The sequence below is a fragment of the Streptomyces collinus genome, from assembly GCF_031348265.1.
Taxonomy (GTDB): Bacteria; Actinomycetota; Actinomycetes; order Streptomycetales; family Streptomycetaceae; genus Streptomyces; species Streptomyces collinus.
The window spans coordinates 6,845,769-6,861,497 of sequence record NZ_CP133771.1 but is presented as its reverse complement, the minus strand read 5'-3'; the positions used below and the strand labels follow the sequence as shown (position 1 = coordinate 6,861,497).

Sequence of the window (15,729 nt, the reverse complement as noted above, 5' to 3'; positions counted from 1 at the left end):
AGCACCTTGACGTCCCCACGGTCCGAGCGGCACCGCGTCGGCGTACCGGGCATCCGACAGCACGACCCACAGGGCCTGCACCGGTACCGACACCTCCTCCCAGGACCACGTCGCGCCCGTGAGAGGTTCCGGGCGGGCGGCGTCAATCACCCGGATGGGACAAGAGTTCGCGCATCACCCGCTCGCACCCCAACGGCACCGGTTAACCTCGTGAGTCACCGAAGGTAAACGGGGGTTGCCCATGGTGAACGCCGATCGCACGCCGCCCGACTGCCCTGGCGGCCATGACGGCATGCCGGAGAGCGACGCCGGGCGCCACCTCCAGAACCAGCTCGAAATCCTCATCCAGGACTTCCGCCGCAGCACCGAACCGCCGATGCCGGTGTTCGTCGTGCACGCGCAGGAGAACGGCGACGACGACGCGGTGGCCGGGCTGGTCCGGCAGCTGCACGCGGGCCAGGAGGCGCACGGCACGCGCTGCGCGGTGGTCCAGGACACCTACGAGGGCACCACGGAGGTCCGCCGGGCCGCCGCCCTGGTGCGGGCGCTGAGCGACCCGCGCAGGTGGGGCGGCCCGAAGGCGGTCTACCGGCGCTACGCCTTCCCGCGGCTGCGGCTGGTGCACGCCATCGACGACGCGGTCGCGGCCCTCGGCGACAGCTGGCCGGCGCCCGCCCCGGACAGCCCCGAGGCCGGACAGGACCAGCGGCAGCGACTGCTCAACGAGCTGGCGCAGCAGCGCTGGCGGCCGAAGAACACCGCCCGCTGGCGTTCGGGGCTGCCGCTGTTCGACATGGCGCACATCCTCCCGGCGAGCCTCGTGACCGTGCTCGCCGCGCTCCTCGCCCGCAGCGAGTGGTACGTGGCGGTGGGCGCCGGTCTCGCCTTCCTGCTGCTGCTGACCGTCCTCAACTACGTCCTGCCGGGGCGGGCCCCGATCTTCCTGTGGCTGCGCCGGGAGAGCCGCTGGTTCATGACGACGACCTTCCTGAGGGCGGCGGACCAGGAGGAGTCCACCGAGGTGTCGCTGCTGCGGCCGGTGCGCTCCTGGAAGGCGATCGCGGCCCGGGCCTACGACGTGGCCGAGGCGCTCACGGCGGGCGGCGACTTCCACCTCCAGCTGTGCGTGCTGGCGCTGCGCGAGGATCTGCGGGACAACCACCGTCGCTGGAGCTGGGACCTGCGCGGCTTCAAACGGCCGCGCCCGCCGATGCTGTTCCTGCCGCACGCGGACGACCGCAACGGCGGCATCGAGCTGATCCGGGCCGTCAGCGACGTCCGCAGCCGGCGCAGCGAGCTCGACCCGCTGCTCGTGGTCGCCGCGGTGCGCACGGACGACGTGCCGCTCCTGGAGCGCAGCGTCGTCCAGACGGCCCCCGCCCCCGAGACCGCGCCGCCCACGTTCGGCGTCCGGCTGCGCACCTGGTACCGCGAGTGGGGCCGCAACCTGCGCGCCGAGCAGTCACCCAGCCGGGAACGGTCCGTCCTGCCGTGGGTGATGAAGATCCCGCTGCCGCACGACCAGCTGGGTCCGGTCGAGGAGGGCCGCCGCCATCTGCGGGCCTCCGCCCGGCCGACGCTCGCCCGGCTGGTGTGGGCCCTGCACACCCTGGTCCTGGTGATCGCCCTGCTGTCCGCGGGGACCGTCATGCGGGCCGACGCCCTGAACGACCGCTACTGCTCGGCGTCGGTGCTCACCGCCAACCGCGACTCCCGGCGGGAGCAGGGACCCGACGGCCGCACGGAGTGCATCGGCATAGCGACGGACGAGGTCCGCTTCGCCGACTGGCTGCCCGCCCCCGAGCCGGGCGACGACGACGTCAGGGCGCTCACGGCCGGCGACGAGACGCCCTGGACGGTGGCCGACCTGGAGGACCGCATCGCCCGGCAGAACGCCGGTGTCCTCGCCCGGCACGCCGGGAAGTACGTCACCGTCGTCTACGCCGGGCCGCTCAGCGCCGACACCTCGGCCGGCTCCTCCCTGGTGAAGGGTGCCGAGGAACTGGCCGGCGTGTATCTGGCACAGGCCGTCATCAACGAGAACTCCAGCGTGAAGCTGCGCGTCCTGATCGCCAACGGCGGCGTGGACCTGGGCCACCAGGAGGAGATGGCGAAGGCGATCGCCGCGTACGCCGCCCACGACCCGACCGTGGTCGGGGTCGTCGGCACCGGCCGCGACCTGAAGTCGAGCCGGGCGACGACCCGCACCCTCATGGAAGCCGGCCTGCCGGTCGTCTCCGGCACGAACTCCGCGACCTATCTGCCCCGCGAGTTCGCCAACTGGTTCAGCCTGGCCGCCACGGACGAGTGGCAGACCCGGCAACTCGGCCTGATCGCCGCCCAGTTGCGCAGACCCGACCGGCGGCAGTACGCCCTCGTCCTGGCCCGTGACACGGCGAGGACCGACGACCTCTACACCGACGAACAGGCGCGCTACGGCCAGGGGATGCTGCGCCGCCAGGGCTTCACCCCGCTCCCGCAGCGCCGCTACACCCTCAGCGGCGGCAAGCCGGAACTCCGCTCGCACGCCCAGGAGATCTGCCGGGGCGGCCGGATCCCGTCCGTGATCTACTTCGCGGGCCGGGTGGAGGACATCGACCCCCTGATGACCCAGCTGGGCACCGAGCCGGGCTGCGCCGGAAAGCCCCTGGCCATCCTCACCGGCGACGACCTGTCCAAGGCCGACTTCGCCGGCGGCGGCCATTCCGTCGCGCCGGAGGTCACGCTGTACCACGCGGCCCTCGCGGAGCTGGAGAAGGCCGCCGACACCACGGCTTTCTACCAGGACGCCGCCGAGCACCTGCCGGGGCTGCGGGGCCATCGCCTGCGTCACGACAGCCCGGCCCTGGCCAGCGGCCAGACCGCCCTCGCCCATGACGCGACCCGCGCCCTGTTCTGGGCGGCCACCAGCGGCGACCGGCCGCAGAGCCGCGCCTCGACCTGGGTGAACCTGCGCAACGTCAAGATCGAGGGCATGGCCACCGGCACCATCGACTTCACCGGCGCGCCGCTCTACGGCGACCGCACCGGCCACAGCATCGTCCTCAAGCAGGTCAGCCGCGCCCAAGACGGCACGTCCGAGACCTGGGTGCTGTGCAGGCGCACCGCGGGAAACACGATGCGCCTCACACAGCAGGAGTGCCGGATCCGCTGAGCGCCGGCTCAGCCCTGCTCGGGGGCCAGCCGCAGCGCGATCGAGTTGATGCAGTACCGCTGGTCCGTGGGCGTCGAATACCCCTCACCCTCGAACACGTGGCCGAGGTGCGAGCCGCACCGGGCGCACCGCACCTCGGTCCGCACCATGCCGTGCGAGCGGTCCTCGATCAGCTCCACCGCGTCGGTGTCCTTGGGGTCGAAGAAGGACGGCCAGCCGCAGTGCGACTCGAACTTGGTCTCCGAGGTGAACAGGTCCGCGCCGCAGGCCCGGCAGGAGTAGACGCCCCGGGTCTTGGTGTCGGTGTACTCACCGGTGAAGGCGGGCTCGGTGGCCGCCTGCCGCAGGACCGCGTACTCGCCCGGGCTCAGCTCCACGCGCCACTGCTCATCCGGCTTCTCGACGTCGTACGCCATGAGCTTCCAGCCCCTCAGTTCGACAGACGGTCCAGGATCTGCGGGCCGAGGTCGGTGACGTCGCCCGCTCCCATGGTGAGAACGAGATCACCCGGCTTCGCCATTCCCGCGACGACCGACGGGACGTCCGCCTTGTCGTGCACCGGCGTCACGTCGGCGCCCGCCGCCCGGGCCGCCTCGATGATCAGCTCGCTCGTCACGCCCGGGATCGGGTCCTCGCGGGCCGGGTAGATGTCCAGCACGACCGAGGCGTCCGCGAGGGCGAGGGCCTGGCCCATCTCCTTGCCCAGTTCCTGCGTCCGCGAGAACAGGTGAGGCTGGAAGACAACCAGGATCCGGGCGTCACCGGCCGCCGCGCGCATGGCCTCCAGGTCGGCGGTCATCTCGGTGGGGTGGTGCGCGTAGGAGTCGATGACCTGCACGCCCGCGGCCTCGCCCTTCAGCTGGAGCCGCCGCTTCACGCCCGTGTACGCGGCGATCGCCGTGGCCAGCTCGGCCGCTGGGACGCCGAGGGCCACGCCCGCCGCCAGCGCGGCGACCGCGTTGTGCGCGTAGTGCCGGCCGGGGACGGAGACCGCGAAGGTCAGCTCCTGTCCCTCCAGCACCACGGTGACCTGGCTCTTCAGCCCCTGCGGCACGACCGACAGGATGCGCACGCCGGCGTCCTCGGACTCGCCGTAGGTCACCACGCGCACGCCGCGCCCGGCGACCCGGCGCGTCAGCTCCCGGGCGCCGTCGTGGTCGGCGGCGATCACCAGCGTGCCGCCCTCGGTGATCCGGTCCACAAACGTCTCGAACGAGGCGTAGATCTCGTCCATCGACGCGTAGTTGGCGTGGTGGTCGAGCTCGACGTTCAGGACGATCGCGACGTCGGGGGCGTACTTGTGGAAGCTTCGGTCCGATTCGTCCGCCTCGGCGACGAAGATCTCGCCCTCGCCGTGCAGCGCGTTGGATCCGGGCGCGTCCAGGTCCCCGCCGATCGCGTACGAGGGCTTCAGACCCAGCTCGCTCAGCGCCACGGCCAGCATCGACGTCGTGGTCGTCTTGCCGTGCGTACCGGCGACGGCGATCGGCCGCAGTCCGTCCATCAGCGCCGCGAGCGCGTCGGAGCGGTGGACGACGGGGATGCCGAGCTCGGCCGCGCGGGCCAGCTCGGGGTTGTCCTGCCGGATCGCCGAGGACACGACCACACAGCTGGCGTCGTCGGCGAGGTGCTCGGCCGCGTGCCCGATGTGCACGGTCGCCCCCAGCGCCCGCAGCGCCTCGGCCGTGGCCGACTCCTTGGCGTCGCTGCCGGCCACGACGGCCCCGCGCTGCGCGAGGATCTTCGCGATCCCCGACATCCCGGCCCCACCGATCCCGATGAAGTGCGGTCGGTCCATGGCGGGAGGAAGGCCGGCTGCCATGCGTGTCTCCAAGTTCGGGTGGCGAGGGTTGCGGGGCCAAGCCTATTGCGTGCGCGCGGCCGGCCTGCCCATCAGGGGCGCGGGGAACCGTGCGGACGGCCACGGGCGGCCCGCACCCGGCAATCCCCCGCTGATCCTCCCCTACGCCTTGCTGTGCGAGAACAGCTTCAGCACCGGCACCCCCACCTTGTGCCGGGCCCGAGAGGCCCAGTCCCGGTGGAAGAACTCCTCCACGTAGTGCGGATCGGTCAGCACGATGACCTCGTCGGCCCCGGCCTCCTCCACCAGCGACCTCAGCGCGTCCAGCGGATGGTCCTCGATCAGCCGCCCCTCCGCGGGGCTGCCCGAGGAGCGCAGCGCGGCGAGTGACACCTCCAGCGCCCGCTGCCCCACGCTCAGCGCCTCCTCCCCCTCCGGCGTCTCGCCCTCGCGGACGGCCTCGTCGAGCTCGCCGAGCGCCACGTCGTCGATGGCCCGCAACAAGCGGTCCGCCTGCTCGCCGCGCGGCTGCAGCAGCACCTGGAAGGAGACCTGCTCCTCCCCGTGCAAGGTGGTGACGAACTCCACGTCGGCGGACGTCAGCGCCTTCTCGATCATCAATACGCTTGTGAACACCAGGCGCCCCTTCTGCTCCGGGGCCGAGGCCCCACTCCTCCGGCGGGCCGCACCGGGCCCTGCGGAAACCATCCTGCCCCGCGTTCGCACGGGTACTGCCGGATCCAGTGTGCCCTCCGAAACCCAAACGGAACGGCATATACCACGATGAACGGACCAACGGCAGCGTTTACCCGCGCTTGCGGACGTACCGGCCGGTCGCCTTCCCGGCCGCCGACCCCTTGTACCCCGGCCCCGGCGTTTCAGTACGCCGGCCCGGTCCGCCCGTACCGCGTGAACAGGAAGCCGTCCTCCTCCAGCATCGACACCAGCCCGAGACGGTGCGGGACCGTCACCGCGGGCCCCCCGGCGATGCGCTGCGCCTCGCCCGCCGTGAGCATCGGAGCGACGGTCAGGCACAGCTCGTCGAGCACGCCGGCCGCGACGATCTGCCCGAGCAGCCGCGGGCCGCCCTCGGTGAGCAGCCGGGTGTGGCCGAGGTCGGCGAGGGCCCGGACGGCACGGGCGGGATCCACGCCGATGCCGTCTCCGGCGGTCACCACCCGGGCGCCCGCCCGCTCGGCGGCGGCGACCCGGTCCGGGGCGGCCGAGGCTCCCGTGAGGATCAGGGTGGGCACCAAGGGCGAGGTGAACAGCGGCAGCGAGAAGTCCAGGTCGAGGCCGGCGGTGACCACGGCGATCGCGGGTGCGGGCTGCTGCCCGGCCGCCTCCCGCATCGCCGCGAAGTCCTCACGCGCGCGTGCCGGCCGGTAACCCTCCTTGCGTACCGTCTCCGCGCCGACGACCACGACGTCCGCGAGCGCCCGCAGCGTGCCGAAGATCCGCATGTCGGTGGCGCTGGAGATGGGCTGCGAACGGCCCTCGTGCTGGGCGGCCCCGTCCAGCGTGGACACCATGTTCGCGCGCAGCCACGGCGCCGGGTCCCCGGGCCCCGGCTCGGGATAGGCGTACGCGGCGGCCAGCTCCTCCAGGCTCCACTCCCGCCCGGCGCCCTCGCCGGACCCGCCGCCCGGCGCCGGAGCTGCTGTTTCATCGGTCACAGGGAACAGACGTCGCATGCCGTGCAGTGTTCCACGCGCCGTAGCATGGTGAACCGTGTCTTCTCCCCTGGCCCCCTCCGGAAGCGGCCCCATAACCGACCCGGCCCCGCTGTCCCTGTGCGCCCGTGAGCCGCATGTCCCCGCGGACCGGCTGGTCGCCGAGATGGTGCCGCCGCCGCGGTTCGACTCGGTCCGCTTCAGCACGTACATCCCCGACCCGAACCAGCCCAGCCAGACCGAGGCGGTGCGGGTCCTGGAGGGTTTCGCGGCCGGCCTCGGCGCGGCGGCCGGGGGCTCCGGCAAGCGGCGGCTGTTCGGCTTCGGCAAGGCGCCGAAGAAGGCTCCGGCGGGCCCGCGCGGCGTCTACCTCGACGGCGGCTACGGCGTGGGCAAGACCCACCTGCTGGCCTCCCTGTGGCACGCCACCCCGGCCGAGCCCGGGCTGAAGGCGTTCGGCACGTTCGTGGAGCTGACCAACCTGGTCGGCGCCCTCGGGTTCCAGCAGACCGTCCGGACGCTGTCCGGTCACCGCCTGCTGTGCATCGACGAGTTCGAGCTCGACGACCCGGGTGACACCGTCCTGGTGTCCACCCTGCTCGGCAAGCTGGTCGACGCGGGCGTGGCCCTCGCCGCCACCTCCAACACGCTGCCCGGCAAGCTCGGCGAGGGCCGGTTCGCGGCGGCCGACTTCCTGCGGGAGATCCAGGGGCTGTCGGCCCACTTCCGGGCCCTGCGCATCGACGGCGAGGACTACCGCCACCGCGGTCTGCCCGAGGCGCCGCCGCCGTATTCCGACGAGGAGGTGACCGGCGTGGCGCACGCGACCGAGGGTGCCTCCCTCGACGCGTTCTCGCCCCTCCTGGAACATCTGGCCCGCGTCCACCCCAGCCGGTACGGCGCTCTGACGGACGGGATCCGGGCCGTGTGCCTCACCGGTGTGCGGCCGGTTCCCGACCAGTCGACGGCCCTGAGGCTGGTCGTCCTCGCGGACCGGCTGTACGACCGCGAGGTGCCCGTGCTGGCCTCCGGCCTGCCCTTCGACCAGCTGTTCAGCGACGAGATGCTGAACGGCGGCTACCGCAAGAAGTACTTCCGGGCCATCTCCCGGCTCACCGCTCTCGCCCGCGACGCGGCCAAGCTGGCGAACCACCGGTAACGACTACCCCCAATACCGTGCCAACCGCCCGGGGGGAAGGGCCTGTTCAAGCCAGTCCACCCGCGGTTTTCAGGCTCTCTTCAGCTTGAAACGTTAAGTTAACCCTGCAAACGACCTTGCAGGGTTAACGTGTTTCTTGACCAGCCGTTGACCAACCGTTGGTCCGCACTAGACGTGTGAAGCACCTGAAGGGGGGCGCATGTACCGAGGTACGACGGCACGGACCGTGGTTTCGCTCCTCGCCGCCGTCCTGCTCGCCCTTCAGTTCTTCGCACCGACCGCATCCTTCGCATCCGCGCACACGCAGAGCCAAGCCGAGGCCAACGCTCAGCCCGGAACCAAGCCTTCCGGCAAGTCCTCGCGCCCCGGACACAAGTCCCCGGGGAAGGCTCTGCGCGACGAGATGGCCGACTGCCGCGCCGGACACCACGGGGACCCGACCGGTCCCCTGCGGACCCGCGACCGGTCCCACACCGCCGACTCGGCGCCCTCGGCGCCCGAGCGGCCCTTGCGGCGGCACATCCAGCCGACGGCACAGGAACCGGTCAGACCCGGCGCCGCGCACCACCGCGCGTCGAGATCCTCGACGTCGCACACCCCGGCAGCACTGCAGGTCTTTCGCTGCTGAGCGGCAACGCAGTTCCCCCCACCCTCTGTCATGCCCGTCCGACGCGCCCCCACTGCGCGCCAGGAGGAGTCACCACACTCATGCAACCCCTCATCGACAACGCCCGCACCTTCGGACAGCGCCCTGAGGAGTTCGCCCACCTCGCCGAGGGCCAGTCCCCCGACGTCCTGTTCATCACCTGCTCCGACTCCAGGGTCGTACCGGCCCTGATCACGGGCGCCCGTCCCGGCGAGCTCTTCGAGCTGCGCACCGCGGGCAACGTCGTTCCCCCGCACTCCTTCGACCACCCCACCTCGGAGGCGGCCACGATCGAGTACGCCGTGGAGGTCCTCGGCGTCAAGGAGATCGTGGTCTGCGGCCACTCGCACTGCGGCGCCGTGGGCGCGGTGGTACGCGGCGACGACCTCGCCGCCGTACCGGCGGTGCGCGACTGGCTCGCCCGCGCGGCCGACGAGCCCACGTGCTCGAACCCGGCCGACCCGACGGTCACCGAGGCCGTGCAGAACCACGCCCTCACCCAGGTGCTCCGGCTGCGCTCCTACCCCTGCGTGGAGCGCCGACTGGCGGAGGGCCGTCTCGGCCTGCGCGCCTGGTTCTACGAGGTCCACACCGGGACCGTGCGCGAACACCGCGCGGACACCGACACCTTCGAGAAGCTGTGAGGGGCACCATGACCAAGTTCCCTTACCTCAGGCAGGACTTCACCGCCTCGCTCGTCGTGTTCCTGGTCGCGCTCCCGCTGTGCGTGGGCGTGGCCGTGGCCTCCGGCGTCCCGGCCGAACTCGGCCTGGTCACCGGCATCGTGGGCGGCCTCATCACCGGATTCCTGCCGGGCAGCAGCCTGCAGGTGTCCGGACCGGCCGCCGGTCTGACCGTGCTCGTCTTCGAGGCGGTCCAGGAGTACGGACTGCCCGCGCTCGGCATCATCGTGCTGGCCGCCGGTCTGCTCCAGCTGATCATGGGCGCGCTGAAGCTCGGCCGCTGGTTCCGCGCGATCTCGGTCTCGGTCGTCGAGGGCATGCTGGCCGGAATCGGTCTGGTACTCATAGCCGGTCAGCTGTATGCGACGGCCGGGCTGAAGGCACCCGCCTCCGGCATCGACAAGATCCTGGGCCTGCCCGGTGCCGCCGTCGACGCGGCCGGCAGCACGGCGGCGCTCACCTCCCTCGCGCTCGGCGCGGCCACCATCGCGGTGATGGTGCTGTGGAAGAAGCTGCCGAAGAAGGCACAGGCCGTGCCCGGAGCGCTCGCCGCGGTGATCCTGGCGATCGCGGCCAACGCCGTCTTCGACCTGCCGGTCGCCACGGTCGAGGTCAAGGGCCTGCTGGGCTCCATCCAGCCGCCCGGCCTGGACACCTTCGGCGGCGTGGGCGTCGGCATCATCGGCACGATCATCGCCTTCACCCTGATCGCCTCCGCCGAGAGCCTGTTCAGCGCCGCCGCGGTGGACCGGCTGCACGACGGCCCGCGCACCCAGTACGACAAGGAGCTGATGGCGCAGGGCGCGGGCAACACGATCTGCGGTGTGCTCGGCGCACTGCCGATGACCGCGGTCATCGTCCGCAGCTCCGCCAACGTCAGCGCGGGTGCCCGGACCAAGGCCTCCCGGGTGATGCACGGCGTGTGGCTGCTGCTGTTCGCCGCGCTGCTGCCGTCCACGCTGGCCCTGATCCCGCTGCCCGCCCTCGCCGGCATCCTGGTCCACGCGGGATGGAAGCTCATCCCGTTCGCCAAGATCGTGCCGCTGTGGAGGGAGCACCGCGGTGAGGCGCTCATCCTGGTCGTCACCGCCGTGTCGATCGTCGCGGTGAACATGTTCGAGGGCGTGCTCATCGGTCTGGCCCTGTCGGTCGTCAAGACCGCCTGGGAGGCCTCGCACATCAAGATGGAGATCATCGACAAGGGCGCCGGCCCGATCCAGGCGTACCTGTCCGGCAACGCGACCTTCCTGCGACTGCCGAAGATCCTCGACAGCCTGGAGGGCCTGCCGCAGGACCGCCCGGTCGAGCTGGACCTCTCCGGCCTGCACCACCTCGACCACGCCTGCCGTACGGCCCTGGAGAACTGGGCCGCACGCCACAGCGCGACGGGCACCGAGCCCGTGAAGGTCACGGAGCCCGAGGAGGCCCCGGCGGAGAAGGTCACCGCCTAGCCGCCCATCCCGGTGACCCGGCCCTGGCCCGGGGTGCGCACCCGCGCACCCCGGGCCGCGTGCGTCCGCCCCCGTTCCGGCCCGGGTCCAGGGGCATGGCCCCGCGCCCCATTTCGGGCATATCGTTACATGAGCAGACGGATTCGGACCTCTGAACCGGGAGGTCGGCATGGTCGAAGAGCTGGTCGGCGTGGTGGCCGCCGTCGGGGCCGGCGCGCTGGTGTACGTGGCCTCCGCTGCGCGGGTCGTCAAGCAGTACGAGCGCGGGGTCGTCTTCCGGCTCGGCCGCCTGCACGGGGACGTGCGGCGGCCCGGATTCAACCTCGTGGTCCCCGCGGTGGACCGGATGCGCAAGGTCAACCTGCAGATCGTGACCATGCCGATCCCCGCCCAGGAGGGCATCACCCGCGACAACGTGACCGTGCGGGTCGACGCGGTGGTGTACTTCAAGGTCGTGGACCCGGCGGCCGCGATCGTCAACGTCGAGGACTACCGCTTCGCCGTCTCGCAGATGGCCCAGACCTCGCTGCGCTCGATCATCGGCAAGAGCGAGCTGGACGACCTGCTGTCCAACCGGGAGAAGCTCAACCAGGGCCTGGAGCTGATGATCGACAGCCCGGCCGTGGAGTGGGGCGTGACCATCGACCGCGTGGAGATCAAGGACGTCTCCCTGCCGGACACCATGAAGCGCTCGATGGCCCGCCAGGCCGAGGCCGACCGGGAGCGGCGGGCCCGGCTGATCAACGCCGACGCCGAGTACCAGGCCTCCAAGAAGCTGGCCCAGGCCGCCCGCCAGATGGCCGACACGCCCTCGGCACTCCAGCTCCGGCTGCTGCAGACCGTCATGGCGGTGGCGGCGGAGAAGAACTCCACGCTGGTCCTGCCCATTCCGGTGGAACTCCTGCGGTTCCTGGAACGGGGCCAGCAGCCCGCCGCGCAGGCCTCAGGACACGCCGAGGCGGCCTCAGGACACGCCGAGGCGGCGGGACAAGCGGAGATCGCGGAGGGCGCCGTCGACCGCAGGGAACAGGCCGAAGAGGCCATGGAACAGCTGCGGCGCGCCGTAGAGCAGTGACCCGTGCTACGCGCGTGGTTCCCGCCGCCCGCACCAGGTGATAGACACAGCGGGATCACAGTTCCTGTCCGCCAGCAGGAAGGTTTCCCCATGACCGCATCCGGTCGCTCCGCAACACGACGTCAGATGCTCGCCGGAACAGGCGCCTTGGGCGTCGGGATCGCGTTCTCCGGCGCCCTGTCCGAACTCTTCGCCGGCACCGCCGCCGCACAGGGCCTCGGCCGCACCGGCTATGGACCACTCGTCCCCGACCCGAAGGGCGTCCTCGACCTGCCGGAAGGTTTCCGCTACCGGATCCTCTCCCGCGAGGGAGACGAACTCCGCTCCGGAGAGGGCCGGGTGCCCTCCAACCACGACGGCATGGCGGCCTTCGGAGGCAGAGGCGGCCGGGTCCACCTGGTCCGCAACCACGAGAACCGCGCCGACGGCAAGGCCCCGGTCCCCACCGTCGAGGGCCTCACCTACGACCCGGCCGGCAAGGGCGGCTGTACCGCCCTGACGCTGGACTCCCACAACCGGGTCCGGTCGGAACGCGTCGCCATCGCCGGTACGGCGGTGAACTGCGCGGGCGGGCCCACCCCTTGGGACACCTGGCTGACCTGCGAGGAGACCGAGGACAAGGCCGGCACCAACGGCTACACCAAGGACCACGGCTTCATCTTCGAGGTCGACCCGGCCGACCCGCACCGCACCGGGGCCGTGCCGCTGACCGCGATGGGCCGCTTCGCGCACGAGGCGATCGCCGTCGACCCCCGGCGGGGCGTGGTCTACGAGACCGAGGACGCCTTCGAGAAGCCCTTCGGTCTCTTCTACCGCTTCCTGCCCGACCGGCCGCTGGGCGGCAGGGGTTCGCTGCGCGCGGGCGGCCGGCTCCAGGCCATGCGCGTGCCCGGGGTACCGGACCTGTCGTCCATCCAGGACGTCGGCGCCGAGTTCGACAAGATCGAGTGGGTCGACGTCCCGGACCCGCAGGCCGCGCAGACGCCGATCCGGTTCCAGGACTTCGGCCGCAAGGGCATCACGCACGCGCAGAAGCTGGAGGGCTGCTACTGGGGCGGCCGTTCGGTGTACTTCGTGTCGTCCTTCGCGCGCCGGTCGGACGGTTCGGCCGCCGACCACTTCGGGCAGGTCTGGCGCTACGACCCGGAGCGCCGCCGGCTCACCCTGGTGATCGTCTTCGGCCCGGACACCGATGTGCAGCTGCCGGGCGAGTCGCCGGACAACATCTGCCTGGCCCCCAGCGGCGGCCTCATGGTCTGCGAGGACGGCGACGGCGCCCAGCACGTCTACGGGGTCACCCGGCGCGGCGAGGTCTACGCGATGGCGCGCAACCGGCAGAACATCGGCACCGAGCAGCAGCCCGAGTGGGGCGAGTTCGCCGGGGTGACCTTCTCCCCCGACGGCGACACGATGTATGTCAACTGCTACCGGCCCGGCACCACGTTCGCGGTGACGGGCCCCTGGCGCCGCTAGCAGGCACTCCGCCCGGCCGGGGCGGCGGGTGCGAAGCCCGGCGCCCCGGCCGGCCCGCCGGGCGACTGCTGGAGCGGCCCTGATCCGCCGGTCAGGCCGCGAGCAGGGCGTCGATCTGGCCGACGGCCTCCTTGAGGCCCTCCTCCATGCCCATGGTGACCAGCTGGTCCATCTGCTCCCGGGTGTCGAACAGGGAGCGCATCTCCATCCGGGTGCCGCCGCCGTGCTCGCTGAGCCGCACTGTCACGGACATGGTCGGCATGTCGTCCTTGGGCTTGCCGTCGTCGTCGGCGAATCCGTCGGTGAACTCCAGGGCCGTCGGCTCACTGACCGAGGTGATCCGCCACCAGCCGCGGTGCCGGTCGCCCTCCGGGCCGGTCATGTAGTAGGTGACCTCTCCGCCGGGGGTCAGGTCGTGCTCCTCCACCGTCGCCGGGTAGGTCGGCGGGCCCCACCAGCGCTCCAGCTGCCGGGGGTCGGCCCACAGCCGCCACACCCGTTCGACCGGGGCGGCGAAGTCGGCGATCAGGGTGAGGGTGAGGTGATCGAGGTCCTTGTCGACACTGGTGACACTCATCGCTCGGGTCCTTCCGTCGTGTCGTTCTCTTCGGTTCCGGGGTCCTCGGCGAGCAGCCGGGCCATCCGGTCCACGCGCCCGCGCCACGCGGACTCCAGTTCGTCCAGGGCCTGGCGCGCGCGGCCCACCACGTCGGGGTCGGTGCGCACGAGCTGCTCCCGTCCGCTGCGCTGCTTGGTGACCAGACCGGCCCGTTCCAGCACCGCCACGTGCTTCTGCACCGCGGCGAAGCTCATCGCGTAGGCCTCGGCCAGCCGGGACACCGACAGCTCCCCGCGCACGCAGCGGCGAAGTATGTCCCGGCGCGTGGTGTCGGCCAGTGCGTGGAACAGCCGGTCCACCGTCTCGTCGCTCAGCTCATCTACAACCATTTGGTTGTACGTTATCCCTGCCCGCCCCGTCCGTAAAGCGACCCGCCGGGATCTGTGAAGCGACCCGCCCGACCGGTGGAGCGACCCGTCCGACACTGAAGCGGACGGACGGGGGTACTCGGCGACCATGAGCGAGAAGCAGCAGGTCAGCAGCTCGTACTGGCTCGACACGGCGCCGGACGGCCGCCACCCGGCCCTCACGGAGGACGTGGAGGTCGACGTGGCGGTGATCGGCGCGGGGATCGCCGGGCTGTCCACGGCGTGGGAGCTGGCGCGGGCCGGGCGGAGCGTGGCCGTGCTGGAGGCCGGGCGGGTCGCGGCCGGCGTCACCGGGCACACCACCGCCAAGGTCACCGCCCTGCACACGCTCGTCTACGACAAGCTGCGGCGCACCCGCGGCCCCGAGGGCGCCAGGCTGTACGCGCGTTCGCAGTCGGAGGCGATCGAGCACGCCGCCCGGATCGCCCGGGAGCTGGGCGTCGACTGCGAGTGGGAGACCAGGAGCGCCTACACCTACGCCGTCGACGCGAGCCGCGTGGAGGAACTGCGCGCCGAGGCACGGGCCGCGGCCGAGGCCGGGCTGCCCGCCTCGTTCGTCACGGAGACCGGGCTGCCCTTCCCGGTGGCGGGCGCCGTCGAGGTCACCGGACAGGCCCAGTTCCACCCCCGCAAGTACCTGCTGGCCCTCGCCGCCGACCTGGTCGAACGCGGGGGGCGGATCTACGAGGAGACCACCGTCCTCGGCCTGGACGAGGGCGAACCGTGCAGGCTGTCGACCACGACCGGGGCGACGGTCCGGGCCCGGGACGTCGTCGTCGCGACGCACTACCCGATCTTCGACCGGGCCCTGCTCTTCGCCCGCCTCTCCACGCGCCGCGAGCTGGTCGTCGCCGGGACGATCCCCGCGGACCGGGACCCGGACGGCATGTTCATCACGCCCGACGAGGACACCCGCTCGGTGCGTACCGCGCCCCACGAGAGCGGCCGGCGGCTGCTCATCGTCACCGGCGAGCACTTCACTCCGGGCACGAGCGACCCGCGGGCCCGTTTCGATCGCCTCACCGCCTGGGCCACCGGCCACTTCCCGGACCTGGAGGTCACCCACCGGTGGGCCACCCAGGACACGGAGCCCACGGACACCGTGCCGATGGTCGGCCCGCTGCACCCGGGCGCCCGGCACGCCTATGTGGCCACCGGCTTCGGCGGCTGGGGCATGACCGGCGGCATCATGGCGGGCCGGCTGCTGACCGCGCAGATCACGGGCGAGGAGTGCGAGTGGAGCGGGCTGTACGACCCGCGCCGTGTGAAGTCCGCGCTGCGGGAGGCGCCGGCGTTCCTCAAGACACAGGCCAAGGTCGCCGGGCACTTCGTGGGCGACCGGCTGCGGCCCGCGCCGCCCGTGGAGTCCCTGCCGCCCGGCGAGGGCGCGGTGGTCCGGGCCGACGGCCACCGGGTCGCGGTGTACCGGGACGACGACGGCGGACTGCACGCCGTCTCCGCACGCTGCACCCACCTGGGCTGCCTGGTCGACTTCAACGCCGCCGAACGGGCCTGGGAGTGCCCCTGCCACGGCTCCCGCTTCGACACGGACGGCAAGGTGATCCAGGGCCCGGCGACCAAGCCCCTGGAACAACGGGACCTCTGAGGGCTCGCCCCGGGCCTACGC

Annotated in this window: 14 protein-coding genes; 8 read left to right on the top strand and 6 right to left on the bottom strand. The window is 72.1% G+C overall.

Going from position 1 to position 15,729, the window contains the following annotated elements:
• Nucleotides 1-241: 241 nt before the first annotated feature.
• Nucleotides 242-3,154 (top strand): type 1 periplasmic-binding domain-containing protein, encoded by a 2,913-nt coding sequence (locus RFN52_RS31120; RefSeq protein ID WP_184851144.1) that lies wholly within the window; start codon nt 242-244, stop codon nt 3,152-3,154.
• Between the two features lie 8 nt (nt 3,155-3,162).
• Here RFN52_RS31120 and msrB read toward each other — a convergent pair whose 3' ends face one another.
• The 4 genes from msrB to RFN52_RS31100 all read right to left on the bottom strand — a co-directional run bounded on the left by msrB (nt 3,163) and on the right by RFN52_RS31100 (nt 6,649).
• The gene (gene msrB, locus RFN52_RS31115) at nt 3,163-3,570 is read right to left on the bottom strand and encodes a peptide-methionine (R)-S-oxide reductase MsrB (RefSeq protein WP_184851142.1); all 408 of its coding nucleotides are present in this window, start codon (nt 3,568-3,570) and stop codon (nt 3,163-3,165) included.
• Between the two features lie 14 nt (nt 3,571-3,584).
• Nucleotides 3,585-4,976, bottom strand: coding sequence for a UDP-N-acetylmuramate--L-alanine ligase (murC, locus tag RFN52_RS31110; RefSeq protein WP_184851141.1), 1,392 nt, complete (start codon nt 4,974-4,976; stop codon nt 3,585-3,587).
• A 141-nt stretch (nt 4,977-5,117) separates the two neighbouring features.
• The gene (locus RFN52_RS31105) at nt 5,118-5,591 is read right to left on the bottom strand and encodes a beta/alpha barrel domain-containing protein (RefSeq protein ID WP_184851139.1); all 474 of its coding nucleotides are present in this window, start codon (nt 5,589-5,591) and stop codon (nt 5,118-5,120) included.
• A gap of 242 nt (nt 5,592-5,833) precedes the next feature.
• A complete protein-coding gene (locus tag RFN52_RS31100) occupies nt 5,834-6,649 on the bottom strand; it encodes a pyrimidine reductase family protein (RefSeq protein WP_184851138.1) in 816 nt (271 codons plus the stop codon).
• A gap of 37 nt (nt 6,650-6,686) precedes the next feature.
• Here RFN52_RS31100 and zapE point away from each other — a divergent pair, with 37 nt between their 5' ends.
• The 6 genes from zapE (at nt 6,687) to RFN52_RS31070 (ending at nt 13,115) form a co-directional block, all read left to right on the top strand.
• Entirely contained in the window at nt 6,687-7,787 is a 1,101-nt protein-coding gene (zapE, locus tag RFN52_RS31095) for a cell division protein ZapE (RefSeq protein ID WP_184851137.1), read from the top strand.
• 199 nt (nt 7,788-7,986) lie between these two features.
• A complete protein-coding gene (locus RFN52_RS31090; RefSeq protein ID WP_184851136.1) occupies nt 7,987-8,415 on the top strand; it encodes a hypothetical protein in 429 nt (142 codons plus the stop codon).
• Nucleotides 8,416-8,495: 80 nt separating this feature from the next.
• The gene (locus RFN52_RS31085; RefSeq protein ID WP_184851135.1) at nt 8,496-9,077 is read left to right on the top strand and encodes a carbonic anhydrase; all 582 of its coding nucleotides are present in this window, start codon (nt 8,496-8,498) and stop codon (nt 9,075-9,077) included.
• Between the two features lie 8 nt (nt 9,078-9,085).
• Complete coding sequence (locus RFN52_RS31080; protein WP_184851134.1) at nt 9,086-10,567, top strand: SulP family inorganic anion transporter; 1,482 nt, start codon at nt 9,086-9,088, stop codon at nt 10,565-10,567.
• A 169-nt stretch (nt 10,568-10,736) separates the two neighbouring features.
• A complete protein-coding gene (locus RFN52_RS31075) occupies nt 10,737-11,642 on the top strand; it encodes a slipin family protein (RefSeq protein ID WP_184851133.1) in 906 nt (301 codons plus the stop codon).
• Between the two features lie 90 nt (nt 11,643-11,732).
• Nucleotides 11,733-13,115, top strand: a complete 1,383-nt coding sequence (locus tag RFN52_RS31070; RefSeq protein ID WP_184851132.1) for an alkaline phosphatase PhoX — start codon at nt 11,733-11,735, stop codon at nt 13,113-13,115.
• Nucleotides 13,116-13,206: 91 nt separating this feature from the next.
• On the opposite strand, the gene RFN52_RS31065 is transcribed toward RFN52_RS31070, so the two are convergent.
• A complete protein-coding gene (locus RFN52_RS31065) occupies nt 13,207-13,692 on the bottom strand; it encodes an SRPBCC family protein (protein ID WP_184851129.1) in 486 nt (161 codons plus the stop codon).
• Nucleotides 13,689-14,063 (bottom strand): ArsR/SmtB family transcription factor, encoded by a 375-nt coding sequence (locus RFN52_RS31060; RefSeq protein ID WP_184851127.1) that lies wholly within the window; start codon nt 14,061-14,063, stop codon nt 13,689-13,691. Before RFN52_RS31060 ends, RFN52_RS31065 begins: the two co-directional genes overlap by 4 nt.
• A 127-nt stretch (nt 14,064-14,190) precedes the next feature.
• Between RFN52_RS31060 and RFN52_RS31055 the strand changes: the two genes are divergently transcribed.
• Nucleotides 14,191-15,708, top strand: coding sequence for an FAD-dependent oxidoreductase (locus tag RFN52_RS31055; RefSeq protein WP_184851125.1), 1,518 nt, complete (start codon nt 14,191-14,193; stop codon nt 15,706-15,708).
• Nucleotides 15,709-15,729: the final 21 nt, after the last annotated feature.

Bases quoted from the DNA above. Each gene is read 5' to 3' on its own strand.
- msrB (WP_184851142.1), bottom strand. From the start codon at position 3,570: ATGGCGTACGACGTCGAGAAGCCGGATGAGCAGTGGCGCGTGGAGCTG.
- RFN52_RS31070 (WP_184851132.1), top strand. From the start codon at position 11,733: ATGACCGCATCCGGTCGCTCCGCAACACGACGTCAGATGCTCGCCGGA.
- RFN52_RS31075 (WP_184851133.1), top strand. From the start codon at position 10,737: ATGGTCGAAGAGCTGGTCGGCGTGGTGGCCGCCGTCGGGGCCGGCGCG.
- RFN52_RS31090 (WP_184851136.1), top strand. From the start codon at position 7,987: ATGTACCGAGGTACGACGGCACGGACCGTGGTTTCGCTCCTCGCCGCC.
- RFN52_RS31100 (WP_184851138.1), bottom strand. From the start codon at position 6,649: ATGCGACGTCTGTTCCCTGTGACCGATGAAACAGCAGCTCCGGCGCCG.
- RFN52_RS31085 (WP_184851135.1), top strand. From the start codon at position 8,496: ATGCAACCCCTCATCGACAACGCCCGCACCTTCGGACAGCGCCCTGAG.
- RFN52_RS31055 (WP_184851125.1), top strand. From the start codon at position 14,191: ATGAGCGAGAAGCAGCAGGTCAGCAGCTCGTACTGGCTCGACACGGCG.
- RFN52_RS31065 (WP_184851129.1), bottom strand. From the start codon at position 13,692: ATGAGTGTCACCAGTGTCGACAAGGACCTCGATCACCTCACCCTCACC.
- RFN52_RS31120 (WP_184851144.1), top strand. From the start codon at position 242: ATGGTGAACGCCGATCGCACGCCGCCCGACTGCCCTGGCGGCCATGAC.
- RFN52_RS31060 (WP_184851127.1), bottom strand. From the start codon at position 14,063: ATGGTTGTAGATGAGCTGAGCGACGAGACGGTGGACCGGCTGTTCCAC.
- murC (WP_184851141.1), bottom strand. From the start codon at position 4,976: ATGGCAGCCGGCCTTCCTCCCGCCATGGACCGACCGCACTTCATCGGG.
- RFN52_RS31080 (WP_184851134.1), top strand. From the start codon at position 9,086: ATGACCAAGTTCCCTTACCTCAGGCAGGACTTCACCGCCTCGCTCGTC.